The sequence below is a fragment of the Nonomuraea endophytica genome (genome assembly GCF_014203235.1).
GTDB classification, from domain to species: domain Bacteria; phylum Actinomycetota; class Actinomycetes; order Streptosporangiales; family Streptosporangiaceae; genus Nonomuraea; species Nonomuraea endophytica.
The window spans coordinates 765,750-789,016 of record NZ_JACHIN010000001.1; the positions used below are offsets into that span (position 1 = coordinate 765,750).

The window sequence follows — 23,267 nt, forward strand, 5'->3', positions numbered from 1 at the left end:
CCCCGAACAGGCCGCGACTCCGGCCAACATCCAACCGGACACAGCAGGCAATATCCCGAAATGGCTCTGGCAGCGATCTTGTCGGCCCCCACGCTTTGGCCTCTTGAATCACCTCGCGCGCAGCCCTGGCCACACCACTCGCGCACAGCCCACACCACTCAGCCCCGTGCACCGTCGGGGCCCACGCCGAACTACCCGCAGACCCACAGCCACGGGCCCGCGGCAATCTCCCCCGAGATCACAACCCAGCCGCACGAAACAGACCCCTAGCGCGCCTCTAACCCCTGCCTGGGCGTTGCCCGGCAACGGGATCTCGCAGACGAAAGCAGTGCGCGACTGATCAGGTGATTGCGCCGGGTTCGGCGCCTTTTCTCATGGCTGGCGGGACATTCAACCGGCGTTGTGGGTCGCCGCCTCAGTGAGCGCCTTGATGTGCTGGTTGCGGAGCAGGATCAGCTTGGTCATGTGACGGCGTAGGACAAGGAATTCCGCGAGCACGCCGAGCGGGCCAAAAGGGGCGGCGAAATCGATGATGTCCCGCATGACGGTGCCATCGGTGGTCGCCTGGAAGTGATGCGCGTGATGCCAGCGGTGGAACGGCCCCGCCACCTGCTCATCCACGAAGAACGACGGCCTGGTGAAGGCGCTGATCGTCGAAGTCAGCCGCCAGACGATCCCGAAGTGCCGGGCCTGCCATGTCACCTGATCGCCCAAAGTCAGCTGTCCCGAGGTGACTCCGGCGACAGCTCGTTCCTGTGAAGCCCGCATCGAGGACGTGTGGGTCTCCACCGACAGCGAGGTGTCGAAGACCAACTCCACAGGCGCGTGGATGAGGGTGACGACCTCGAAGCGCGGCATGGGCCGATCGTATGCGGCGCCGTTCAGGCCTTCTGCGTCGGGTTCGCCATGTCTCACGAGGCCGGACCGGGCCGGGCCGGTGTCGCGTGCCCGCGTCCCGCCGACGTGACACATGCAGCGACGACGGGATGCTCGGGTTTCGGTGGGCGGCGTCGCCGGGATGCGCGGGTCAGGACTCGGACGGCGGTCAGGTTCCGAGGCTGCGGCCGCCGTCGACCACGATGCGCTGGCCGGTGATGAAACCGGCGCCTTCCGAGGCCAGGAAGCTCACAGCATGGGCGACGTCGTCGGCGGTGCCCATGCGGCCCGCGGGAACCGAGGCCCGGTAGGCGCTCCTGATGTCGGCCGTTACGTCGGCATGGCGCTCGACCGGGATGAAACCCGGCGCGACGGTGTTCACGGTGATGCCGTCGGGCGCCAGTTCGCGGGCCCAGCTGAGGGTCAGGCCGATCTGGGCGTTCTTGGCGGTCGCGTAAGCCGAGCGGCCCGGGGGTGGCCGGTGGGCGACTTCGGAGTCGATCTGGATGATCCGGCCGAAGCCGCTGGCCCGCATCTGTTCGATCACCAGGCGGCCGAGAAGGACTGGGCTCTTGACGAAGAACTCAAGCTGGGCGAGGTGGTCCGCCCAGGTGACGTCGGTCAGGGGAGCTTCGGGCTGGGGGCCGGTGGCGTTCAGCACCAGCACCTCCATGGGGCCCAGGGTGGTGGTGACGGCGGCGACCAGTTCGGCGACCTGCCGCTCGTCGGTGACATCGGCGAGAAAGGCTTCGGCGGTGCCGCCGCTGTCGCGGACTGTGCGGGCGACATCGTGGGCTTGGGTGTCGCCGGGCGGCCCGTTGACGACGACGGCCATGCCGTCCCCGGCCAGCCGCCGCACGATGGCACTCCCCAGCCCGCGCGAACTACCTGTCACCAGCGCCACACGCCGACGGCTCCCGCCCGTGTCACCTGGGGTCACTTGTGTCCCTTCACTTGGAGATCCGAGCCGCGCTCTCGACGGCGATCTGATTGTCGTGGACCGGTTGGGGTCGTCGGTGCCAACGTCCCACAGGTTGGATGGCTCTCAAGCCGCGAATGGTGACAGTCCGCAGCGCTCTGCCCTGAAAGTCGTGATCATCACCCGAGTGCCTGGCCGCCTAGCCATACTCACAACACGCACCTGGAAGGGGAACAATGTGAACGAGGTCTTCTTTCTGACGAGCTGGATCATTCCGGCCATCGCGCTGTTCTTGATCATCTACTGGGCCGTACGGCTGGCGATCAGGCATGAGAGGTACAGGCGAGAGGGCCCGAAAGTCTGAGGCTGGCCAATCTACTTGTCCACTCTTGGTGGGTTGGTTCGTCGACGCCTTAGGCGGTCAACGGGGCGGTGATCCGGGAGCGGGGCGATCCCGGAGCGGGGCGATCCCGGAGCGGGGCGATCCCGGAGCGGGGCGATCCGGGGGCGGGGTGATCCGGGGGCGGCAACCCCTCGGTCGAAATGAGAACAGCCTGGGCTTAAAGCGCGCCCTTCCGTTGGGCTACATCGAACTCGGCAGGCGTGGCGGCGTTAACCCCGATCCTCGAAACCCCGGTGACAGTCCACGAAACCGTGGATCCAGCCGATGCTGATGGTTCAGGTGACACCCGCTCAGCCTGCAGCAGGCAATCACAAAGCCGAGTGGCAGACAGCATGACGCTGGGATATCCCGTTCCACCGTGGTGGGGCTGTCGGGCTGGCGGATTGCCATACAGGTTCCGACCCACAGAGCGGCGGCCATAAGCGCCAAGCTCACCTCCAACGAGCGGTCCGGCAAGGCACGTGTGTTCGCGTGAAGACTTGTGTTCGGTGACGGCCCCATTCACGGCCTGCCAGGAGAGAGCAAGCCAAGGCTCTTGGATCGGCCCACGCTCATGGCACTTCGGAAGAACCCGAAACCCGCACAGTTCCGCCGTCCGCACATCGGCTCCGACACTGGTCCGTGATGTTGAATGGTGATCACTCGCGAGTGCGCTGGAGGGTTGCATGGTGCTGACTGGGACAGTCCCGAAGTCGTTACCGGAACAACGGAGCAGATGGCCGTTCTTCGTGTGCCTGGCGCTCCTCGCCCCCGTAGTCGCCTACGTCCTGGTGTTCAAGGTCCCCGAGTGGCGAAACGACGAGAAGCTGGCTCGGCTGGAGGAGCGGGTGAGTATGTTCCCACTCCCGCCCGACACGGAGCATGATATCGGGACAACCATTCAAGGCACTGTCGGCCTCCAATCGGGCAACAGCAATCATTGCGACTACCTAGTCCGCATGCCCGTGCTCACGAAGCTGCCCGATGCCGAAATCGCGCGCTACTACGAATCCGCCGCGGTCGAGGGCGTCGAGGGCCGCGAGCTATCCGGCACTGTGTACGTCAACCCGAGCAGATCGTGGAAGGACGACTACAAGTCCGTCATCGTGCAGTTCTTCGACGGATTCCACGACCCCGGACTCGACATGCGCTGCCATTGAGTCACTGGCTCGTCCTCGCTGCTCCCCTAATGAGAGTCATTCACCCTCGATCACCCCTGGTCCGCGTGCAACGAGAGATAGAACCTGGTGTAGCGCTCAAAGTCGGCCACCGCGCAAAACCCCAGTCGCTCCAGAACAGCCACGCTGCGGTCATTGCCATGCGTCACCCCGGCGAACACATCCGTCGCCCCCAACCTGACCCGAGCAAAATCGATCAACGCGGCGCAGGCGGCAGTCATATATCCCCTGCCCGTCGCCCCTTCATCAAGCCAGTAACCAATCGAGTACCGGGGCGGATCAACCGGATTGATATCAGCTCTGCCGACAAGCTGGTCCTCAAGCCGAAGACCAAACCGCAGATTCCAGTCGGGTGGGCCCTCGAAATCCCGCGCAACCGACTCCCGCGTCGCGACCTTCATCTCCTCATAATCGCCGTGGCGGGTCAGGTACTCGCGATTGCGCACGATCAACTCGTGGTACGCCTCCACGTCGTCGACCGTAAGCGGGCGCAGGGTAAGCCCAGGCACGGACGTCGGGAGAATGGGAAGCCCCAGATCATCAGCCACAACCAGCGACCATAACAACCGGCTCCACGGGGAGCGTGCCGCCGGTGGCTCGCAAGATCAGGGATTAACGGTCCGAAGTGCTGGTGTCCCGCTGGCACCATGCCGCCACCCACTTCGAGCTCCTGGGTCCACGCGGGGTTCTCAGCCAAGTTGCTTGTTCAGCCTTGGCGAGATCGGTTCAGACGGCCGACGGGGCGGGGTGCTCGAGGGGCGGCAGCCCCTCGATCGGAATCAGAACAGCCTGAGCCTTTCAAGCGCCTAGCGCCCAGGGGCGAAGCCCGAGCTTTTGGGCGGGGTGTGGGGGCCGCGCCCCCACTGGACACAGCCTGAGCCCCATGGCGCGAAGCGCCCCACAGGGAAGACCGAGCTTTGGGCCCCACAAGACACAGCCTGAGCCCTATGCGCGAAGCGCCCCATTGCGAAGACCGAGCTTTTGGGGCCGCGTTCCCACAAGACTCAGCCTGAGATGACCGGGCTTGCGGGTGACGCGACCCCACGCCGCTAGTCGACCGCCGTGATACGCCCCAGCGCCGGAGGCGCGATGGGCTGGTTCGCGGTGAGGTAGGTGACCAGGGCGTCGATGTCGAGCGGCCCGCTCCACACCTCCGTCCCGTCCTTGAAGGCGGCGAACGCGTCGCCACCACCCACGAGGAAGTTGTTCGCCGCCACCCTGACCTGCTGGCTGTCGGTAACAGCCGCGCCGTCGATCTTCAGGTCGCGGATCTTGGAACCCCAGGCAGCGCTCCGGCTGTAGGTGTAGGTCAGGTTGGCCGAAGGCTGCAGGATCTTCTGGAACGGCTGGCCGTTGGGACCACCGACGAACTGCTGCTCCAGCACCGTCTTCAGCTGCGCCCCCGTCAGCGTGACGACCTGCATCAGGTTGTTGAACGGCTGAACGGTGAAGGCCTCCCCATACGTCACCACGCCATCGCCTTCACCCGCCGGCGATCCGGCGAACGTGAAGGGCGCCCGAACGCCGCCCGGGTTCATCAGCGCCACCTGCGCGTTGCCGCCGGTCTTGGTGGCGGCGAGCTGGGCGTCGGCGATGAGGTTGCCGAGCGGGGTTTCGCCGGTGGGGGTGGCGGCGTTGGTGATGTCCGCGGTGATCTTGCCGACGGGCTTGTTGGCGACGGGGGCGACCCGGTCCTTCCACATCTGGACGAAGGCGGAAATTTCGGGGTCCGCGGTGATGGCGCGGGTCACGATGTGGTTGTCGGCGATGACGGTGTTGCGGAGGATGTCGCGGCTGCGGGTGTCCACCTGGAAGTCGACCTGGGTGATCACGCGGCCGAACGATCCGCCCTGCGAGTACAGACGGTCGTTGCCCGCCGGGTCCTTGACGGTGCACTTGTACGCCTGGTGCGAGTGCCCGCTGAGGATCATGTCGACTTCGGCGTCCACCTGCGTGGCGATGCGGTTGCCCGCTCCGGGTACGGCGCTGCAGGCGTCGGGCGACTGCCCGGCGTTCACCTGGTCGCCTTCGTGCACCAGCACGACCTGGGCCTTGATGCCGATGAGCTTGAGCAGCTTGGAGGCGACGTTGGCGGCCTTGACCTCGTCGACGAACTTGAGGTCCTTGATGCCTTCGGCGGTGACGATCCCGGGGGTGGTCTGCGTGACCAGGCCGATGAAGCCGATCGGCACGCCGTTCTTCCACTTGATGCTGACCGGCGGCAGCGCGGGGACGCCCCAGTCCTTGAGCAGCTGCTTGGCCTGCGGTGTGGAGGACAGCCCGGCCAGCGCGTCGGACTTCTCGTTCCGGTTCTTGAACAGCACGTTGGCGCCGACGTAGTCGAACTGGGCGCCCTTCCACTGGCCGGCGGGCGAGCAGCCGTCGACCGGGTGGCAGCCGCCGTTCATGATCCGGCGCAGCTCGGCGTACCCCTCGTCGAACTCGTGGTTGCCGACCGCGGAGACCTTCACCCCGATCTTCCCGAGGAACTCGACGGAGGGTTCGTCGTGGTAGGCGGCCGAGATGAGCGGCGTCGCGCCGATGAGGTCGCCCTGGGCGACGCCGATGGTGTTGCGGTCGGCGAGGCGCTTCATGTGGGCGGCGACGTAGGCGGCGCCACCGGCGTCGACGGTCTGGCCGTTCTCGTCGACGATGCGGCCGGAGGAGCCGGTGGGCGGCTCGAGGTGGCCGTGGAAGTCGTTCAGCGCTAGGAGGCGCACGGGGACCGTTCTGGCGGTGGTCTTACCGGCGTCCGCGGGGGTGATGGCCAAGGCGAACCCGCCGGCGGCCATGGCTCCGGCCAGCGCAAGCCGGAGGAGGGATCGAGACGTCATGGACCAAGACGTTACGGCCGCAATCCATGCAACCCATGTCGCAAAGGTAACGATTCATCGGCCAGCCCCCTGGCGTTGTTTGCCATACGGACGCCTAGAGTTCGACGCATGAGCGTGCATGTGAAGGTCGCGGAACGACTTGCTGAACAGGAAATCGCCGACGTTCTGAGTGTCGTGGAAGCGGCCACCGAGTCCGACGGCGTCCGCCCCTTGAACGAGCACGTGATGCTCCACCTGCGCTACGGCGGCGACGCCCGCGCCCGTTCGCTCCTGCTTTACGACGACGACACCCTGGCCGGGTATGCCCATGTGGACCCCACCGACGAGGTCGAGGGTCCGAGTGGCGAGCTGGTGATCGACCCGGCGTACCGCCAAAAAGGGCATGGCAAGCGGCTGCTCAGCGAGGTCCTGAACGTCACCGGTGGTCAGTTGCGGCTGTGGGCGCACGGAGATCATGCCGGTGCGGGGGCTCTGGCGGCTTCCATGGGGTTTGAGAGGGTTCGCTCTCTGTGGCAGATGCGCCGGTCGCTGTTCGCGCCCCTGCCGTCCTTTGAGATGCCCTCAGGGGTACGGCTGCGCGCCTTCGTCCCCGGCCGCGACGAGGAGGCCTGGCTCAAGGTGAACGCGGCGGCGTTCGCCCATCACCCCGAGCAGGGGGCGTGGACGCTGGAGGACGTGCTGCGGCGCGAGGCGGAGTCGTGGTTCGACCCGGCCGGATTCTTCCTGGCCTTCCGCGGCGACCGGCTGGTCGGCTTCCACTGGACCAAGGTCCACGGCTCCGACGAGCACGGGCACGAGCCGCTCGGCGAGGTGTACGTCGTCGGCGTCGATCCCTCCCAGCAGGGCACCGGCCTGGGCAAGGCGCTGACCGTCGCGGGCCTGCGCCATCTGCGTTCGCGCGGCCTCGCCCAGGTCATGCTTTATGTGGACGAGGCCAACGCGGCCGCGATCAGGCTCTACTCGGGTCTCGGGTTCAGCCGATGGGACGTCGACGTGATGTACGCCGCTACTCCACGAGCCAGTGAAGCGCGAAGTACGACAGAGCCGCGACAAGAGCCGCAGCCGGAATCGTGAGGATCCAGGCTGTCACGATGTTGCCGGCCACCCCCCAGCGCACGGCCGACAGGCGCTTGGTGGCGCCGACGCCCATGATGGCCGAGGTGATGGTGTGGGTGGTGGAGATCGGGGCGCCGAAGCCGATGGCCGCGCCGTACAAGACGGTCGCAGCGGCGGATTCCGCCGCGAAGCCCTGCGGTGGGTCGAGCGCGATGATGCGCCGGCCCAACGTGCGCATGATGCGCCAGCCACCCGCGTAGGTGCCGAGTGAGATCGCCCCGGCGGCGGCCAGGATGACCCACTGCGGGATCGGGTCCGTCGGGGAGGCGTAGCCGCCGACGGTGAGCGCGAGGAAGATCACGCCCATCGTCTTCTGCGCGTCCTGCAGGCCGTGCCCGAGCGCCATGGCGGCGGCGGAGACGGTCTGCGCGTAACGGAAGCCGCGGTTGGTTTTCCCGGGCTGCGCGTTGCGGAAGATCCAATAGATTGCGATCATGATCGCGGCGGCGAGCGAGAAGCCCACCATCGGCGACAGGATCATGGGGATGACGACCTTCTCCACGACGCCGTCCCAGTGGACGACGCTGGCCGAGGCGAGCGCCGCGCCGATCAGGCCGCCGATGAGGGCGTGGCTGGAGGAGGAGGGCAGTCCGAAGTACCAGGTGACCATGTTCCAGGTGATCGCGCCGATGAGACCGGCGCAGACCACCACCAGACCGTGGGAACCCTGTGGGGCGTCGATGATGCCTTTTCCGACGGTCTGCGCGACCTGGGTCCCCAGGTGCGCGCCGATGAAGTTCATCGCCGCCGCCATGAACAGGGCTGCCCTTGGCGTGAGGGCCCTGGTGGAGACCGAGGTGGCGATGGCGTTCGCCGCGTCGTGGAAGCCGTTGGTGTAGTCGAAGATCAACGCCACGACGACCACGCCGATGACGAGGGCGAGCGTGAGGTCCACTTAGCTTTCCTTGACCGCGATCGACTCGATCGTGTTGGCCACGTGCTCGAAGGCGTCGGCGGCCTCTTCGAGACGGTCGATGACCTCCTTCATCTTCATGACGGTGAGCGCGTCGTACTCACCGCTGAAGAGCTTGGCCAGAAGGCGCCGATATACCTGGTCGCCCTGGTTCTCCAGGCGGTTGACCTCGATCCAGTACTCGTTCAGGTTCTTCATCGAGCGCAGCCGTGGCATCGCCTCGGCGGTGAGCTCGGCCGCGCGTTCCAGGACCTCGACCTGCCGGATGACGTCCTTGGGCAGGTGGTCGATCTGGTAGAGGACGATGAGGTCGGAGGCCTCCTCCATGAAGTCCATCACGTCGTCGAGGTTCGAGGCGAGGCGGTAGATGTCCTCGCGGTCGAATGGGGTGATGAAGCTCTCATTGAGCCGATTCATGATCGCATGAGTGCGTTCGTCACCGGCGTGTTCGCAAGCGCGCATCTTCTCGGCCAGGGCTTCCCGGTCCGAGCCGTCGCTGATGATCTCCACCAGCAGCCGGGATGCCGTGACCAGGTTGTTCGCGGAGTCGGCGAACAGGTCGTAGTAGCTGTCCTCACGAGGCGTGAGACGCAGGCGCACGTCGTTCTCCAGATGTGCGGGGATGGTCCGTGGAAGAGAGTACGGGTTACCAGGCAAAATGCGAACTTCATGTCCCCTTCATCGTGTGGCTACCCTCCATCCCTTGCCGGACACCGGCCCTACGGATACCTTGATCACCATTTTGCCGACGTCCGCTTTGCTGGTTTTTGAGCGAGTTATGGCTCATCCTGGTGACATATGCGGCCAGCCGCCGGAGTGTTGGGAGATCGCGCCTTCCGTCTGCTTTGGTGCAGTCTCACCGCATCTGTGGCGGCTGACTACATCTTTCCCATAGCGGTGGTCATCTCACTCGTCCGGGGTGGGTACGGCGCCGCCGCCATCGGCCTCGTCCTGGCCGGACGCCTGATCGCCCTGGTGGGCTTCGCCCTCTTCGGCGGCGTATGGGCGGACCGGCTCCCCCGCCGCGTCGTCATGGCCTGCTCCCAACTCGGCCTCGTCGTCATCGCGCTCGTCGTCGCGATCTGGCCGCTGGCGCCGTTCATGGGGGTCGCCGTCTTCCTCGGCGGACTGTGCGAGGCGTTCTTCCGCCCTGCGTTGCAGGGCGTCCTGTCAACCGTTCTTCCTGAACGGCACCGCCGTACCGGAATCGCCATGACCAGCGTCTCCCTGCGCGGCGGATCACTGCTCGGGGCGTTCACCGGATCGGCCATCGTCGTCGCGTGGGGCCCATGGGCCGCCTTCCTCGCCGCCGCGCTCGGGTTCGGCGTCAGCGCCGGGCTCATCTGGCTCATGCGCGAACCCGTGCTGCCCGCCCAGCCGCGCCACCCCCTCATGGACGAGATCCGCCAAGGCATGCGCGAAGTCTGGTCCCGGCCCTGGATGGCCGCGGTGATCGCGGTGCTCGCCCTCCACCAGACGCTCATCGTCGCCCCGGCCCAGGTCCTGCTTCCGGCCACCGCGTCCAAACTGCAGTGGAACTTCCTGCCGCTGCACGAAGCCGACGCCATCTACGGGCTGTCGCTGGCCGCGCTCTCACTCGGCGGGCTCATCGGGGCCGTCATCGCCCTCCTCCGGCCCGGGCCTCGTCCTGGGCTCACGGCCATGCTGGGGCTGCTGCCGTACGGGCTGGTGCCCTTGTCGCTTTTGACCTCGACGACGCCTTGGCCGGTGTTCACCTGCTTCCTGCTGGCCGGGGTCGGGCTGGAGGTCGCCGCCATCGAATGGGTCATCGGCATGCTGCGCGAGGTGCCGCCGGGGCGGCAGGCCCGGGTGGCCTCGCTGGAATGGGTGGCGGTGCTCGGGCTGACGCCGTTCGGCCTGGTCGCGACCGGTGTGCTCGTGGACACCGTCGGGGCCAGGCCTGTCTTGCTGGTCAGCGCGCTCGCCGCGGTGCTGCCGCTGGTGGCGCTGGTGATTCCCGGGCTCGTGGAACTGCGGTCTAAATCTTGGTCCGGTGAAAACTCTTGAACGAGCGCGACGGGGTGGGGCCGCGCTGGCCCTGGTAGCGGGAGCCGTACTTCTCGGCGCCGTACGGGTGCTCGGCCGGCGAGCTCAGCCTGAACACGCACAGTTGGCCGATCTTCATGCCGGGCCAGAGCTTGATGGGGAGGGTGGCGACGTTGGACAGCTCAAGGGTGACGTGGCCGCTGAAGCCCGGGTCGATGAAACCGGCCGTCGAATGCGTGAGGAGACCCAGGCGGCCGAGCGAACTCTTGCCTTCCAGGCGGCTGGCCAGGTTGTCGGGCAGGGTGATGACCTCGTACGTCGAGGCCAGGACGAACTCGCCCGGGTGCAGGATGAACGGCTCGTCGCCGTCCGGCTCGACGAGGCGGGTGAGATCGGGCTGCTCGACGGCGGGATCGATGTGCGGATATTTATGGTTTTCGAAGACACGGAAAAATCGATCAAGCCGGACATCGATGCTGGACGGCTGAATCATGTCCTCATCGAACGGCTCCAGGCTCAGCCGGCCCGAGTCGATCTCGGCGAAGATGTCGCGGTCTGAAAGCAGCACGTAGAGCAACCTATCGTGGTTGCGGGGGTGGGGCGGGGTTGCTTGGGGACGGCTGGTTTCCGCTACAGTGGGGGGCGCGGCGTTCGGCCGACGCGGGTGTAGTTCAATGGCAGAACATCAGCTTCCCAAGCTGACAGCGCGGGTTCGATTCCCGTCACCCGCTCCAAAAGCAAGGTCTTCGCTCCTGAGGCGCTTCGCGCCAATTGGCTCAGGCTGTGTTCAGTGGGGGCGCGGCCCCCACACCCCGCTCCACTGCTCGGGCTTCGCGCCTAAAGGGCTCAGGCTGTTCTTCCAGTCGAGCCGCAGGCTCGACCCCTGAAGGTCCTCCCTTCGGCCGGGCGCCCTTTCAGGCCCCACCCGTTGCCCACCTAAGTGGTCAGGCAGTTGGATCCCACCCTGACCCAAAGGTGCTCCGCTTCGCTCCGCACATTCCTCTAAAAGAGCTGGCGCCATCAGCTAAGCCATGACCGAAAGGCGGGTGCGAACACGGCATCCAGAGCCAGCCTAGGCAGCACCTGTCAGCCAGATCGACGCCAACATCTTGCGTGCATCCTGACTCCCGAGAGCATGGGCTGATCAGCACCCACTCGGCAAAGGATCGATCGTCGGGGATGAAGGATCGACAGGCCTAAAGTCATCAGCAGCAGGATCGGCGTGACCAACTCTCCGAGGGCCCATTACCGCGGTCGTGCCCACGAACTTCGTGGATCTATCACCGACAACCGAGCCTTCACTGCTCTCCCCGACAGCGACCATGAGCCCGTTCATCCTGGCGGAAGGTTGATCAGGTGGACGGACTGGAAGAGCAGTTCGACATGGGGCTGGTCAGGCTCGAACTCGGTCCGCACAACAAGGCCACTGTGCATGGGCACGTAGCTCCAGAGGCGGAAGCGGCGGTTCGGGAAGGCAAGAGGAAGCGCGAGCTCGCCGGGGTACCAATCGTGACTCACGGCAGGAGCCCACCACGGCCGGACCCGCACAGCAAGAGATCTGTGCATGATCGTCGTGCAATAGGACAGGGTGACGAGCGGTCAACCACGGTCGTTCACGTCCGGCCGTACGCTCCGCTCAGCGTCCCCGCAAGCCGTGATCCTTGTAATTCCCAAGCTGACAGGCTCTGGTGCTCGAGAGACGGGCCAAAAGGGCGTGACGTACGCTGCCCTCATGAGCCCTCAGATTGTGGATTGGGCGGCGATTCCGGGGCCGAAGTGGTATCAGCCCGAAGCAGTCGCGGAGGCCTTTGCCGCCTTGCAAAGGAGCGCTCACAATGGCCCGGACCAAGGTGCCCGCATTCGGTCCACAGTAGGAAACGATCACGCCGGGACGCTCTATCCAGCAGCCGTAGCCGGCACCGACGTATTACTCGAAATCATCACCGATTGTCCTGGATCTCCGAGGCAGGCGGCTCTATGTGTCCTGCTCGATTGGTGGGGATGTTTCCAACCTGAACCAGGCTATGAGTCGTATACCGATCAGCAAGGAGAGACGATCGAAGTCATCACGGCAATTGTCGAGCGAGTCGGGCAGGCCGTTGGCACCTTGCAGTTGATCGCGGAACAGGACTCCAACGCCCGCGCTCTCATACGAGAGCTGATCACGGCTCAGAACCGGGGGTGGACGCTCGTCGAATAGCGCTCGGGGAAGGATGTCGGATGGCGTGCCCAGTCGCACAGCAATCAGCTTCATCTTATCTCCGTAGCCCTGCCTGGCCCGCGTCCCCTTCGGCAGGACGATGGCAGGCGGGATGATCAGGCGCGGGGTATGTGTGGTGCGCCGACACTCACGTAGCCTTGCGGCATGTGCCGGTATAGCGCGGACACCTACAAGGTCCACTACGTGTGTCTGCCCTGCCGTGCGACTGCCAAGCGACGCCCAGAAGCGCGACCTCACCTCTGCAATCGCTGCCAGGAACCCATGATTGACGCCGGGCGAGACTTCGCGGCACCGCCCCGGAGTGATGGTCGAGCTTGGCGAGCATTGAGTGCCGTCCTGTATGCCGGTTTGGACTTCCACTCGTGCGGTTGCAAGGGTCCGGGCTTTCGGCCACGGACGCCTAGACAAGTCCGGGAGCGTCTCCAAGTAGCGGACCGCAAGGGCATTCCTATGCGCCAGGTCATGGCTCTATCTGACCCGTACGAGGCATGAACCCCCAGGTAACAGGCTGATCCTCGGGCCGTTAGCCCTGGCGATCAGAGGTCAACCACGGTGACTCACGACCAGCCCGAGGACACCGCTGAACAGGGAACTCAGGGTCCAGGCCCGTGAATAGGCGCCGTTGCCAAGCTGACAGCGCAGTTCCATTCCTATCGCCGGCTACCAAAGGCCAGGGTCTTCACTTCTGGAGCGCTGCGCACAAATAGGCTTCAGGATGTTCTTTCTGCCGAGCCGGAGTCTCGCCCGCTGAAAGCGCCCTCCGTCGGTCGGGCGCCATTCTTGAACCGCCCGTTTGCTCAGCAAGCGGTTAGGCAGTTGGATCCCATCCTGATCCAAAGGTGCTGCGCGTGTTCCTCGAAGAGCTTGCGCCATCCAGTGAGCCGCTCGCAGCGGCGAATGTGGCGGCACGAGGAGCGCTACGCGCGCGGCGCGCTAGCGACGGTGACCGCCCTCAACATCATGATGCCGACCCGTCTACGAGACTGGCTCACGCCTTATTCCTTAACTCCGTTTGAATCGGACTGGCGTCTGAGATCGCGGAGATAGCCCCGTCGCCATATAAACACCACCCCGATCAACCAGAAGAAGGCGAGCGTGAGAGGACGCACTGTAAGGTACGCCTCCGTGATCCTTTCGGGCCCGCCGGTGATGTAGTCGCTGACCAGCATCGCCAGAAAGAAGAACACGAGAAAGGCAGTCCACTTAAGCAAGTCGCTGCGTGACTCTTTACCCCAGGCTTTCGGACGAATCTCCATGGCATTCGCCCCTTCGCCGTGGCCGAGTCGAGCATTCGATCTGTGCTGCTTCAACCTAACGCCTCCGACCGGGGGCACTCTAGCTCCAGGGATGATCGGCCTGCGCTGGCCAAGGCCGTAGGTGGCCGGGGTGGAAGTCTGATCATCCCGCCCACGATCGACCGGGCGCATTCCGGGCAAACTTGAGCCACGGTACAAGATCGTTCGTCCGGTGGGGCGCTCCATCCGGCGCCTCCGGTCCTGGCACTCTTCTCCTGCGGTCGGTCTACAGCGGACGGGACGATCAGGCGGACTGGACCACGCGCATGCTCACGGCGTGCCCGCGTTGCGCGAGAGGCGACACCTACATCAGGCTCAGCAACAACCCCTGGGACACAGCCGCCGGCATCCTCACCGCCAGAGAAGCAGGCGCCATCGTCGTCGAAACCGACGGCAGCCCTCACACCATGAACGCCCTCGCCACCGTCGCAGCCAGCTCCAAACTCATCGCCGACTTCGTCGAACTCATGCACGCAACTCAGGAGGCAGCCCAAGACATCGCCCCAGCGCTGCCGAATTGTTCTTGTAGACATCGGGCGGTGGCTGCCTACCGCATAGCGCGGCCCTCCCTGCACGGGCATGCGGTCTGGGGCCGGTCCCGCCCGAGGAAGTGCGCGCCGGGAGGACACGGGCGCCAAGCCTTACAGTGTCGACATGTCCGAGAGCACACCGTCCGACGGGCGGTACGCCGAACTTCGCAGACTGGGCGAAGAAGAGCGTCACCTGGCGGGCGAGCTCCAGAAGACCCGCGCCCAGATTGCCGGCCTCATTCAGCAGCTTCTTCCGCCGCATGCGCGCGCCGAGAAGATAGACGAGGTAGTGCAGGCCAGCGGCTACAGCCGGACTCTGATTGACGCCCTCCGGTACAAGAACCACCCCTGGCACCAGAGCAGCAAACCCAAGAAGGAATAGGCCTCCGACGGGCACTCCGGCTCGTGACAATCAGGCAGGTGAGCGCAGCCTCGCCCGCTTCTGCGGGGTGAGCGCAGGATGAGCGTATGGGGCTCCGCAGAGGTCGTCATTGGTAGGAGTAAGCGGGCCGACTATGTGGAGATCCGAGTCGTCGGTCGCATGCACCCCGGTCACCGCCGACTTCTGGGACGGAACTGGCTCACTTCTCCTGTCCTTGTACACGTCGGCGGCTTTTACAGCCAAGATCGCCGCTGGTCTCCTGAGCGAGGTGCGGGTGGATCTACAGAGCATCCACCAACGGGTTCGGGGGCGCGCAGTGCTGTCGTCGATGGAGCACTGGGTGGAGCTCATCGTGGAATGTCGTCCAACGGGTTCACTCACCGTCACACGGATGATTGCGGACGATCCCTCAATGCTGAATACCCTCCGGTTCGAGATCGACGGCTTGGAGCAAACGGACATCCCCGCGATCATTGATGCTCTACTTGCCGTGGCAGAGCTGTTCCCGGTCCTGGGCCAGGAGTGATCGGCGTTCCATGGCCATAGGCTGACCGTCGTGCAGTTGGAGAAGTGACGAGGGGCAACCACGGTCGCTCAGGGTCGGCGTTTCGACCAGCTAAGCGCGTTGTGAAGTCCAGATCATCGCTGTTCCCAAGTGACAGCAGGTCTCAGGTCGGTGCGCTATGAACCCGTCAGGACCTCCTGAAGTCGCGCTGTCGCAGTCTTGGCGGCAACGTTGGGCAGCAGCACCATGACGTCCGCGCCGCCCGAGGCCAGGTAGATGTTCACTAAGCGCTCCAGACCCGTTCGCGGAATCGGGAGCGGACCTGAGCGGCGGCGGTCGCGATCTTCGGGCTGCTCGTCCCGTTCGGGATGTCGCGGAGAAGCAACGCCAGCAGGGCCGGGAAGTAGGAGCTGGCCGTCGAACTGCCGGTCCTTCTCAACCTGGGAACGGCCTGGAACGCAGACGACCTCCGTAAGAGACGACATCCACAAGAACGGCAACGCGTTCGTGGGAAGGGCCGAATTCAAGAACCGAGCGGGGGCCGTGGGTTCAAGGCGGCTATGGCGAGGGTCTGACGGAGGATCGGGACAAGGTGATGCTCCTGACGGAGAAGGCAAGCAACTGGGTCCTCTACGATTGCGGCACCCAGATCACCCTCCGGCGGCCATCGGGGCCACGACTGTACCGAGGGAGGCACAGAAGTGGCGGACCCCTGCGGCTACCTCAACCAGCCGAAGTAGGGGGCCAGTCGGGAGGATGGACGATGGCGGATGACCTGCGGTTCTCGCTGCTCGGCCCGGTGCGCGCCTGGCGCGATGACAAGGAACTGAAGCTCGGCTCGCCGCAGCAACGGATGGTGCTGGCCGTACTGCTGCTGGCTGAGGGGAGGGCGGCGGGCCCGGAGCAGCTCATCGACGCGGTGTGGGGTGAGGAGCAGCCGCGCACGGCGCTCAGCACGTTGCGGACCTACATCTCGCGGCTGCGCGGGGTGCTCGGCGCGGAGGTGCTGTCGTCCGTTGGGCATGGTTATGTCCTGCTGGGCGGTGAGCGCGACGTTGCCGAGTTCGAGCGGCTGTACGGCGAGCGGCGCTACACCGAGGCGCTCGCCCTCTGGCAAGGAGAGCCGCTGGCCGGTCTGGATGGTTTTGTCGCTGAGGCGCAGCGTGCTCGGCTGAAGGAGCGGCGGCTGGCCGCGCTTGAGTGCCGCTTGGACGCCGACCTGAATAGCGGTAAGTATGCGGACATCGTGCCGGAGCTCACCGCGCTGTGCGCCGACCACCCGACCAATGAGCGGATGCGCGGGCTGCTGATGCTGGCGCTCTACCTGGCGGGCAGGCAGGCCGAGGCGATCGGCGTCTACACGGACACCCGCGAATTGCTGGACCGGGAGCTGGGCGTGAGCCCGTCGCCGGAGCTGGCGGAGCTGTATCAGCGGATCATCAGCGCGGACGCGGCACTCGGCCGCCCCGCCGAACGTGTCACGCCGCGGCAGGTGCCCAGGCAGTTGCCGTCCGACGTGGCCGACTTCACCGGGCGTGAGCGCGAGGTGGAGGGCATGGTGGCCGCGCTGCGTTCCGGTGAGGCTTCGGCTCTGGTCGTCTCGGCCGTGTCGGGGGCGGGCGGGGTGGGCAAGACGACGCTGGCCGTACATGCTGCTCATCGGTTGGCCGGGCACTATCCCGACGGGCAGTTGTTTGTCGATCTGCGGGGATCCAGTGCGCGGCCGGTCGAGCCCGGGGTGGCGCTCGGGGCGTTTCTGCGTGCGCTCGGGCAGGAGGAGCCGCCGGAGGATCTGGCCGAGCGGGCGGCTGAGTATCGGACGGCGCTGGCCGACCGGAGGGTGCTCGTGGTGCTCGACAATGCGTCTGACGCTGGTCAGGTACGGCCGCTGATGCCCGGGTCGGCCCAGTGCGGGGTGATTGTCACTAGCAGGGCGCGGCTGACCGGACTGTCCGGGGCGCGGCAGGTGGACCTTGAGGTTCTGGGGCCGGCTGAGGCGCTGCTGATGTTCGCGAGGATCGTCGGGGAGGAGCGGGTCTCCGCCGAGCGCGGGGCCGCGATGGACCTGGTCGCGGCCTGCGGGTTCCTGCCGCTGGCGATCAGGATCGCGGCGGCGCGGCTGGCAGCCAGGCCGAGTTGGAGCCTGGCCACGATGCGCGACCGGCTGTCGGACGAGCGGCGCAGGATGGCCGAGCTGAGGGTGGGCGATCTGGCGGTCGAGGCGACGTTCTCGCTGGGGTACGACCAGCTCGACGCGGCGCACGCGCGGGCGTTCCGGCTGCTGGCCGTATCGGATGCCGCGATGATCTCGCTGCCGGTGGCGGCGGCGCTGCTTGATCTGCCGGAGACGGACGCCGAGGAGGTGTGTGAGGCGCTGGTCAACCTGAGCATGCTGGAGTCGCCCTCGCCCGGCCGCTACCGTTTCCACGATCTGCTCAAGATCTACGCCAGGTCACGCCCTGACGATTCGGGGGTACGGCAGGCCGCGCTCGCCAGGATGCTGGACTTCTGCCTGGCCACGGTGGCCGGGGCGCTCCGGTTGACGTTCCTGGGCGACCTGCGGCCGGACAAAGTGGTCACGCGGTCGGGCGGGTTGCGTTTCGCCGACGAGAGCGCCGCCGTCGACTGGGCGGACGAGGAGGAGCAAGGCCTGCTCAGCTGCCTAGAACAGACCGCGCGCACCCCCGGCGGCGAGCTGCGCCAGGCCATCATCCTGCTCGACATGACCATCGACGTGATCGGCTATGAGTCCGACACCGCCCGCTATGAGCGGCTGTGCGACCTGCTGGTCGCCGCGGCGGCGGACCGTTCGGACGGGGTCCTGGAGGCGCAGGCCCGGTGCGTGCGCGGGTTCACCTGGGTGAGCAGGCGCAGACTCGACGCCGCGACGGAGGACGGCCTGGCCGCGCGCGATCTCAGCCTGGAGCACGGCGATCTGGACACGTACGCCGACTCGCTCAACCTGCTGGCCCGCAGTGCGATGAGCAGGCGGGAGACGGCGGAGTCGGCGAGCTGGTACGAGCAGGCCGCCGAGGTGTTCCGATCGCTCGGTGACCTGGCCAACCTGGCGATCACGCTCGGGAACCTCGCGCGCGTGCTGGCTGATCTGGGGCGGATGGGCGAGGCGCTCGACGCCGCCAGGGAGGCGGAGAAGATCATGCTGGAGGTGGGCGACGGCCGGCCGGACGCGGGAGCCTCGTACCAGCTGGGCATCGTCCTGCGGCAGGCGGGATACCCAGAGCAGTCGCTGGCCGAGTTGGAGAAGGCGCTGGCCGAACATCGCATGCTGAAGAAGCTGGGGTGGGAGGGGGCGACGCTGTTCCGGATGGCCGAGACCTACCTCCTGGTCGGTAGTTCCGAGCGCGCGGTCGAGCATGCGGAGGACGCGCTGGCGGTGCTGACCAAGGCGGACGACGAGTGGGCGCAGGGCATGGCCCTCACGGTGCTCGGCCGGGCGCTTGGCGAACTCGGGCAGCCGGGGCGGGCGCGGGCCTGCCTGACCGAGGCGTTGACGATCTTCGACCGGCTCGACGTGCCGGAGGCCGAGGACGTGCGCCTGCTGCTGGTGCCGTAGCTACAGGCGGGCTTGGACCAGCCGCCGGAGGTGGGCGGGGATGGCGTGGGCGTCCATCGCGCGTTCCAGCAGGTCGGCGTCGAATCCGTGCGTGTTCAGGTGGTTCAGGAGCGGGTCGTACCGGTCCGGCCGGTCGCGCAGAAGTTCGGTGGCCAGCCGGAGTTCCAGGCGGACGACGGGCACCTGGTGAGAGCCGCACGTGATCAGGACGTGGTGCTGCCAGGGGCCGCTGCCCACGCATTCCAGGGCGTCCGAGTCGGCCGGCCGTTCGACCGTGCTGAACTCCAGGTCGACGCCGTTCACGTCGAACCTGGCGAAGTACTGCGCGGTTTCGGGGAGCCACGAGGCGGCGTACAGGCAGGGGAAGGCCGAGAGCGCCGCGGCGAACGTGTCCACGTCTTCCCTGCCGGCGAACAGGATGTCGATGTCGCCGGCGGGGAGCGGGACGCCCTGCAGGAGTGCGGCGCCTGCCGCACACGCGATAGGACATCCCGGGGTACGCGGCGTCGAGCGCCATGTTCAAGGCGGTGGATACGTCGGCCAGAGTCAGTGATCTTGTTCTGTCGCCCATGGACGCGAACGTATCCACCGGCCGGGCCTGTTCGTCAGGGGAGAATCGCGTCGACGTAACCGCCGTCTACGCGGAGGGCGCCGCCGGTGGTCGCCGAGGCCTGCTCCGAGCTGAGGTAGACGACCAGGTTGGCGATCTCCTCCGGCTCGATGAGTCGTTGCAGCAGCGACTGCGGGCGGTGCTCGCGCATGAAGGCGCGCTGCGCCTCGTCCCACGGCAGGTCGCGGTCGACGAGCTGGTAGACGAAGTCCTGGACGCCGCCGGTGTGGGTGGGGCCGGCGATCACGGAGTTGACCGTGACGCCGGTGCCGGCGGCGGCCTTGGCGAAGCCGCGGGAGATCGCCAGGAGCGCGGTCTTGCTCATGCCGTAGTGGATCATCTCGGCGGGGATCGCGACGGCCGAGTCGCTGGCGATGAACTGCACCCGGCCGAACGAGCGCTCCATCATGCCCGGCAGGTACGCCCGCGTGAGCCGTACACCCGCCAGGACGTTGACCTCGAAGTAGCGGCGCCACTCGGCGTCGTCGATCTCCAGGGCGGGCCGCGTCTCGAAGATCCCCAGGTTGTTGACGAGAATGTCGACGTCCGGCAACGCCTCAACAGCCGCCGCGGCGCCCTCCTCGGTCGCCAGGTCCGCCACGACCGGGACGATCTGCGCACCCGGCACCTCGCCACTCAGCCGGGCCGCCGCGGCCGCGGTCGACTCCCGCCCCCGCCCGTTGACCCCGACCCGGGCACCGGCCCGCGCCAGCCCCGCCGCGATCGCCGCCCCGATACCTTGAGTAGAGCCGGTGACCAGGGCCGTTCTGTCCATGAGATCAATGAGCATGATCCACAACATACCCACCAATCAGGCGTCGTCCCTGAGCATTGCTCGGGCTTGGGATTCCACGTCGGGATGAGGGTCGTCGGCGAGCATTCTCAGGATGGATCGCGGGGTGGTGGACCCGGTGGCCAGCCACCAGCGCACGTTGACCGAGCGATCGTGGACAAGGCGTCGCAGTTCGTCGTGGGGGAGGTTTCCTGACTTCACCGCTACTGCGCGGACGACCGCGTACTTGTCGTTCGCGAGAAGCCGCAGTTGATCTGTCGTGGCGAGCGCGTTCAGCGCCACTCCGGCGCGGACCTTGGGGTCGGCGTCGGCCGCCAGCAAGGCGAGGGTAGCCGGGTCGTCGGTGTTCGCGGCCATGCCGGCTCGGACGTCTGGAGAGTGGTCCCTGACCAGGGTGGCTTTCGTCTCCTCATCCAGTCCTGGCCTCTCGGCGAGCAGTCGGCGCAGGACCTCGTCGGTGGATCGGCAGATGATACGGCGGAGCTCGACGTCGGCGCTTGGGTGATCCGGCAGTGACCACCGGACCGACCGGTGAGGATCTTCGACCAGGGCGATCAGGACGTCCGGAGGGCAGGCGGGGTTTTCGGCAAGGATCTGACGGGTCTTCCGGTCTGGGTCCCTGGCGAGTGCGCGTAGCACGTCCGGGGCGTCGCTTCGGGCCGCCAGGGCACGCCTGACCGTGCGGGAAGAGTCCTCCTTGAACACAGCGGCATCATCGCAGCCGTCACCGACAGAACGAACTACAGGCCGAAGCGGTGGGAGAAGTCGGTCAGGTCCTTGCGTTGCTGCTCCAGTGAGGTGGCCGGGGTGTTGACGACGACTCGGGTGACGCCTTCGCGGGTCAGGTCGGCCAGGTGTTCTGGGGACATGTCGATGGTGGCGGTTCTGGTGTAGTCGAGGGTGTCTGGGTTGCGGCCGGACTCTGCGGCTGTCGCGCGGACGAGGTCCCACTGGGCTGGGTCTGGGCGGCCGCCGGGGAAGTAGCCGTCGCCCAGGCGGCCGGCGCGGCGGGCGGCGGGGCGGCTGGAGCCGCCTACGTGGATGGGGAGGCGGGTGGTCTGGTGGGGTTTGGGGAAGCTGACCAGGTCGGTGAAGGAGAAGAACTCGCCGGAGTGGCTGACGCCCTCTTCGCCGCCTGCCCACAACAGGCGTAGGACGTCGATGGCTTCGTCGGCGCGGCGGCCTCGGGTGGTGAAGTCGACGCCGATCGCCTCGGCCTCGCCGGGGAGCGCGCCCAGGCCGACGGTGAGCAGGCGCATGCGGCCGCCGGACAGTACGTCGACCGTGGCCAGGCGCTTGGCGAGGATCACCGGGTGGTGGTACGGCAGCAGCAGTACCCCAGTCCCGAGCAGGATGCGCTCGGTGGCGGCGGCGATGAAGGACAGGCAGTCGAGCGGGTCCAGGTACGGCAGCGCCGGCGGTATCTCGAACGTCCCGACCTTCGCCCCCGGATACAGGACGATGTGCTCGGGCAGGTAGATCGACTCGAAGCCGCATTCCTCCGCCAGTTGGGCGAAGGCCACGATCTTCTGGGGGTCGACGCCGTAGTAGGGCGTGCTGTAGCTGATGCCGAACTTCATGGCCAGGAGGCTAGAACGTTGACACCGGCGTCAGGTCAACCGGGAAGTGCCATAGTGGAGCATATGGCCATTAACCGCGCTCTGGCGGCGATCCGACTCGGCAACTCCCTGTCCGTGGACCGATACCCCCCGTGGGCCGTGGGGGCGATGGGCGCCGTCGCGGGCTGGGTGGTCCTCACCCACGTGATCGGCCTGGCCACCGGGGTGCCGCAGAGCCTGTTGGCCGAGTCGCTGAGCTGGGGGCTGGCCGCTCAGTGGGTCGAGCACGGTCTGGCGCTGGTCGCCATGGGATTCCTGCTCACGTCGATGGTCGAGGCCCTGCTCCACCGGCGGCGTACCGCGTAGAAACGCCCATCGGAGTGGCGGAACGGTTCTGGGGTATCCGGCGGGGCTGTCTGCCGTAAGCTCGTGGTCGTACCTGCGCGAACGCCACTGGCTACGCACTGTTGTTCCGCGACTACCTGATCTCGGCGGAACGGCCGGCCCGCGAGCGGCGGAAAGTGTGCCTGACCTGGTCGGTTACCGCTGGATCAAGGCTCTGGCCAGGTAAATTTTTGCCGCCGCAGCCGGGCGCTGGGCGAGGAAACGGGCTGGCGAGGGCCGCCGAGTACGGATTGATATCCAGAAATCCCCCGCCGCGTGTCAAATGGGCTCATACTTATCGTAATGAAACCCAGAACAGCCGCGGTCCGGCGTCCCTTGCCAGGAAGTCCCTTCAACGTCCCTCAGGCCCCTGCGCCTCCGATGCCCGACTTCGAGGTGCAGGACCTGGTCAGCCATGACAAATACGGGTTGGGCTCGGTCATCCGGGTGGAGAAGGATGTCGCCGTTGTCGTTGATTTCGGCACGGAGACCCTTCGCATCACGGTGCCCTACGCCAAGCTCGTCAAGCTCTGAGCTACAGCCAACCGGCCCGCGCGTCCGTCAGGGACGCGCCGGAGGAGGGGGCGGTGCCGAGTGCGCCCGCGCGCACACCGTCGAGCAGCCGCCCCGCAGCCTCCACGATTTCCGGTACGGCCCGGCGAAGCGCGCCCCGATCCGCCTCGTCGAGCACGGCCAGCGGCCCGGCCGCCTCGGTGAGCCGGTCGCTCAGCCAACCCAAGGGGTCGGCGGTGAGCGCCCGGTCGAAGACGCGTGAGCTCGGGTCCCATCCGGTGAACTCCGGATGGTGGTGGGTCCGGTCGAAGCTGCCCGGCGTACCATCCACCGACTCCAGCAGGTCCACCCGCCAGATGGGCCGCCCTACGGCGATGGGCTGGGCCGAGTAGATCGTCCCTTTGAGCGCGCCCCGCTCGAGCTCTCTGACCTCCAGGCGGACGCCATGCTCGGGACCTTCCTGGCCTTTGGCTGGTTTCGGGTCGATGAAGTAGAGGTCGCTCAGCACTACACCGGTCTGCTCAAACCCAAAGACATAAAGCACAAGCAGCCCATACCCCACCTCGCGCCCATCCAGCCCTACAAACCCGCCATCCGGGCGAGATGTCGGCGACCCGCAACCCGCCCCACAACGGCACCCGGTAGGCGGGAACCCGCAGTCCCCCAGTCCGCCCAC

General features: G+C 66.6%; 24 protein-coding genes, 1 tRNA gene and 1 pseudogene. 12 read left to right on the top strand and 14 right to left on the bottom strand.

Going from position 1 to position 23,267, the window contains the following annotated elements; translation table 11 throughout:
• Positions 1-390: 390 nt before the first annotated feature.
• Both HNR40_RS03625 and HNR40_RS03630 read right to left on the bottom strand, forming a co-directional pair.
• Entirely contained in the window at positions 391-858 is a 468-nt protein-coding gene (locus HNR40_RS03625; protein ID WP_184958308.1) for an SRPBCC family protein, read from the bottom strand.
• Between the two features lie 187 nt (positions 859-1,045).
• Positions 1,046-1,780: an SDR family NAD(P)-dependent oxidoreductase gene (locus HNR40_RS03630; protein ID WP_184958310.1), complete on the bottom strand. Its 735-nt coding sequence runs from the start codon at positions 1,778-1,780 to the stop codon at positions 1,046-1,048.
• A gap of 253 nt (positions 1,781-2,033) precedes the next feature.
• Here HNR40_RS03630 and HNR40_RS56045 point away from each other — a divergent pair, with 253 nt between their 5' ends.
• Entirely contained in the window at positions 2,034-2,159 is a 126-nt protein-coding gene (locus HNR40_RS56045; RefSeq protein ID WP_281395036.1) for a hypothetical protein, read from the top strand.
• A 977-nt stretch (positions 2,160-3,136) separates the two neighbouring features.
• Positions 3,137-3,337 carry a hypothetical protein gene (locus HNR40_RS03635; protein WP_184958312.1) on the top strand — a complete coding sequence of 67 codons (201 nt, stop codon included), beginning with the start codon at positions 3,137-3,139 and terminating at the stop codon, positions 3,335-3,337.
• 50 nt (positions 3,338-3,387) lie between these two features.
• On the opposite strand, the gene HNR40_RS03640 is transcribed toward HNR40_RS03635, so the two are convergent.
• Positions 3,388-3,903 carry a GNAT family N-acetyltransferase gene (locus tag HNR40_RS03640; RefSeq protein ID WP_221339906.1) on the bottom strand — a complete coding sequence of 172 codons (516 nt, stop codon included), beginning with the start codon at positions 3,901-3,903 and terminating at the stop codon, positions 3,388-3,390.
• Positions 3,904-4,404: 501 nt separating this feature from the next.
• A complete protein-coding gene (locus HNR40_RS03645) occupies positions 4,405-6,189 on the bottom strand; it encodes a bifunctional metallophosphatase/5'-nucleotidase (protein ID WP_184958314.1) in 1,785 nt (594 codons plus the stop codon).
• Positions 6,190-6,297: 108 nt separating this feature from the next.
• On the opposite strand from HNR40_RS03645, the gene mshD reads away from it, so the two are divergent.
• The gene (mshD, locus tag HNR40_RS03650) at positions 6,298-7,263 is read left to right on the top strand and encodes a mycothiol synthase (protein WP_184958316.1); all 966 of its coding nucleotides are present in this window, start codon (positions 6,298-6,300) and stop codon (positions 7,261-7,263) included.
• Here the strand turns inward: mshD and HNR40_RS03655 are convergent.
• Together HNR40_RS03655 and HNR40_RS03660 are read right to left on the bottom strand one after the other, a co-directional pair.
• Positions 7,196-8,200 carry an inorganic phosphate transporter gene (locus tag HNR40_RS03655; protein ID WP_184958318.1) on the bottom strand — a complete coding sequence of 335 codons (1,005 nt, stop codon included), beginning with the start codon at positions 8,198-8,200 and terminating at the stop codon, positions 7,196-7,198. The genes mshD and HNR40_RS03655 overlap by 68 nt on opposite strands.
• A complete protein-coding gene (locus HNR40_RS03660; protein WP_184958320.1) occupies positions 8,201-8,818 on the bottom strand; it encodes a DUF47 domain-containing protein in 618 nt (205 codons plus the stop codon).
• A 198-nt stretch (positions 8,819-9,016) separates the two neighbouring features.
• Between HNR40_RS03660 and HNR40_RS03665 the strand changes: the two genes are divergently transcribed.
• Positions 9,017-10,246: an MFS transporter gene (locus HNR40_RS03665; RefSeq protein ID WP_184958321.1), complete on the top strand. Its 1,230-nt coding sequence runs from the start codon at positions 9,017-9,019 to the stop codon at positions 10,244-10,246.
• Here the strand turns inward: HNR40_RS03665 and dcd are convergent.
• The gene (dcd, locus tag HNR40_RS03670) at positions 10,218-10,793 is read right to left on the bottom strand and encodes a dCTP deaminase (RefSeq protein ID WP_184958323.1); all 576 of its coding nucleotides are present in this window, start codon (positions 10,791-10,793) and stop codon (positions 10,218-10,220) included. The two genes, HNR40_RS03665 and dcd, sit on opposite strands and share 29 nt — an antisense overlap.
• A gap of 92 nt (positions 10,794-10,885) precedes the next feature.
• Here dcd and HNR40_RS03675 point away from each other — a divergent pair.
• Positions 10,886-10,959: transfer RNA gene (locus HNR40_RS03675), tRNA-Gly, on the top strand.
• A gap of 998 nt (positions 10,960-11,957) precedes the next feature.
• The gene (locus HNR40_RS03680) at positions 11,958-12,425 is read left to right on the top strand and encodes a hypothetical protein (RefSeq protein ID WP_184958325.1); all 468 of its coding nucleotides are present in this window, start codon (positions 11,958-11,960) and stop codon (positions 12,423-12,425) included.
• 1,016 nt (positions 12,426-13,441) lie between these two features.
• On the opposite strand, the gene HNR40_RS03685 is transcribed toward HNR40_RS03680, so the two are convergent.
• Entirely contained in the window at positions 13,442-13,702 is a 261-nt protein-coding gene (locus HNR40_RS03685) for a hypothetical protein (protein ID WP_184958327.1), read from the bottom strand.
• Between the two features lie 305 nt (positions 13,703-14,007).
• On the opposite strand from HNR40_RS03685, the pseudogene HNR40_RS54165 reads away from it, so the two are divergent.
• The 3 genes and pseudogenes from HNR40_RS54165 to HNR40_RS58165 all read left to right on the top strand — a co-directional run.
• A pseudogene (locus tag HNR40_RS54165) lies at positions 14,008-14,133 on the top strand (hypothetical protein); the annotation flags it as partial.
• A 262-nt stretch (positions 14,134-14,395) separates the two neighbouring features.
• Positions 14,396-14,653 (top strand): hypothetical protein, encoded by a 258-nt coding sequence (locus tag HNR40_RS54170; protein WP_246508749.1) that lies wholly within the window; start codon positions 14,396-14,398, stop codon positions 14,651-14,653.
• A gap of 133 nt (positions 14,654-14,786) precedes the next feature.
• Positions 14,787-15,179, top strand: coding sequence for a WapI family immunity protein (locus HNR40_RS58165; RefSeq protein ID WP_512699307.1), 393 nt, complete (start codon positions 14,787-14,789; stop codon positions 15,177-15,179).
• 262 nt (positions 15,180-15,441) lie between these two features.
• On the opposite strand, the gene HNR40_RS03700 is transcribed toward HNR40_RS58165, so the two are convergent.
• Positions 15,442-15,597 (bottom strand): hypothetical protein, encoded by a 156-nt coding sequence (locus tag HNR40_RS03700; protein ID WP_184958333.1) that lies wholly within the window; start codon positions 15,595-15,597, stop codon positions 15,442-15,444.
• Positions 15,598-15,921: 324 nt separating this feature from the next.
• On the opposite strand from HNR40_RS03700, the gene HNR40_RS03705 reads away from it, so the two are divergent.
• Complete coding sequence (locus tag HNR40_RS03705; RefSeq protein WP_184958334.1) at positions 15,922-18,732, top strand: AfsR/SARP family transcriptional regulator; 2,811 nt, start codon at positions 15,922-15,924, stop codon at positions 18,730-18,732.
• Here the strand turns inward: HNR40_RS03705 and HNR40_RS03710 are convergent, their stop codons facing one another.
• The 4 genes from HNR40_RS03710 to HNR40_RS03725 all read right to left on the bottom strand — a co-directional run bounded on the left by HNR40_RS03710 (position 18,733) and on the right by HNR40_RS03725 (position 21,715).
• Complete coding sequence (locus tag HNR40_RS03710) at positions 18,733-19,128, bottom strand: hypothetical protein (RefSeq protein WP_184958336.1); 396 nt, start codon at positions 19,126-19,128, stop codon at positions 18,733-18,735. It lies immediately after the preceding gene.
• Between the two features lie 209 nt (positions 19,129-19,337).
• Entirely contained in the window at positions 19,338-20,132 is a 795-nt protein-coding gene (locus HNR40_RS03715) for an SDR family NAD(P)-dependent oxidoreductase (protein ID WP_184958338.1), read from the bottom strand.
• 21 nt (positions 20,133-20,153) lie between these two features.
• Positions 20,154-20,840 (bottom strand): hypothetical protein, encoded by a 687-nt coding sequence (locus tag HNR40_RS03720; protein ID WP_184958339.1) that lies wholly within the window; start codon positions 20,838-20,840, stop codon positions 20,154-20,156.
• Positions 20,841-20,875: 35 nt separating this feature from the next.
• The gene (locus HNR40_RS03725) at positions 20,876-21,715 is read right to left on the bottom strand and encodes an LLM class F420-dependent oxidoreductase (RefSeq protein ID WP_184958341.1); all 840 of its coding nucleotides are present in this window, start codon (positions 21,713-21,715) and stop codon (positions 20,876-20,878) included.
• Positions 21,716-21,778: 63 nt separating this feature from the next.
• Between HNR40_RS03725 and HNR40_RS03730 the strand changes: the two genes are divergently transcribed.
• On the top strand, positions 21,779-22,060 hold the full coding sequence (locus tag HNR40_RS03730; protein ID WP_184958343.1) for a hypothetical protein: 282 nt from the start codon (positions 21,779-21,781) through the stop codon (positions 22,058-22,060).
• 399 nt (positions 22,061-22,459) lie between these two features.
• Positions 22,460-22,612, top strand: a complete 153-nt coding sequence (locus HNR40_RS03735) for a hypothetical protein (RefSeq protein WP_246508322.1) — start codon at positions 22,460-22,462, stop codon at positions 22,610-22,612.
• Position 22,613: 1 nt separating this feature from the next.
• Here the strand turns inward: HNR40_RS03735 and HNR40_RS03740 are convergent, their stop codons facing one another.
• On the bottom strand, positions 22,614-23,099 hold the full coding sequence (locus HNR40_RS03740; RefSeq protein ID WP_312896169.1) for a hypothetical protein: 486 nt from the start codon (positions 23,097-23,099) through the stop codon (positions 22,614-22,616).
• Positions 23,100-23,267: the final 168 nt, after the last annotated feature.

Excerpts from the sequence above, each read along its gene's own strand:
- HNR40_RS03625 (WP_184958308.1), bottom strand. The coding sequence starts at position 858 with ATGCCGCGCTTCGAGGTCGTCACCCTCATCCACGCGCCTGTGGAGTTG.
- HNR40_RS03635 (WP_184958312.1), top strand. The coding sequence starts at position 3,137 with ATGCCCGTGCTCACGAAGCTGCCCGATGCCGAAATCGCGCGCTACTAC.
- HNR40_RS03645 (WP_184958314.1), bottom strand. The coding sequence starts at position 6,189 with ATGACGTCTCGATCCCTCCTCCGGCTTGCGCTGGCCGGAGCCATGGCC.
- mshD (WP_184958316.1), top strand. The coding sequence starts at position 6,298 with ATGAGCGTGCATGTGAAGGTCGCGGAACGACTTGCTGAACAGGAAATC.
- HNR40_RS03665 (WP_184958321.1), top strand. The coding sequence starts at position 9,017 with ATGCGGCCAGCCGCCGGAGTGTTGGGAGATCGCGCCTTCCGTCTGCTT.
- HNR40_RS03680 (WP_184958325.1), top strand. The coding sequence starts at position 11,958 with ATGAGCCCTCAGATTGTGGATTGGGCGGCGATTCCGGGGCCGAAGTGG.
- HNR40_RS03685 (WP_184958327.1), bottom strand. The coding sequence starts at position 13,702 with ATGGAGATTCGTCCGAAAGCCTGGGGTAAAGAGTCACGCAGCGACTTG.
- HNR40_RS54170 (WP_246508749.1), top strand. The coding sequence starts at position 14,396 with ATGTCCGAGAGCACACCGTCCGACGGGCGGTACGCCGAACTTCGCAGA.
- HNR40_RS58165 (WP_512699307.1), top strand. The coding sequence starts at position 14,787 with ATGTGGAGATCCGAGTCGTCGGTCGCATGCACCCCGGTCACCGCCGAC.
- HNR40_RS03705 (WP_184958334.1), top strand. The coding sequence starts at position 15,922 with ATGGCGGATGACCTGCGGTTCTCGCTGCTCGGCCCGGTGCGCGCCTGG.
- HNR40_RS03715 (WP_184958338.1), bottom strand. The coding sequence starts at position 20,132 with ATGCTCATTGATCTCATGGACAGAACGGCCCTGGTCACCGGCTCTACT.
- HNR40_RS03725 (WP_184958341.1), bottom strand. The coding sequence starts at position 21,715 with ATGAAGTTCGGCATCAGCTACAGCACGCCCTACTACGGCGTCGACCCC.
- HNR40_RS03730 (WP_184958343.1), top strand. The coding sequence starts at position 21,779 with ATGGCCATTAACCGCGCTCTGGCGGCGATCCGACTCGGCAACTCCCTG.
- HNR40_RS03735 (WP_246508322.1), top strand. The coding sequence starts at position 22,460 with ATGCCCGACTTCGAGGTGCAGGACCTGGTCAGCCATGACAAATACGGG.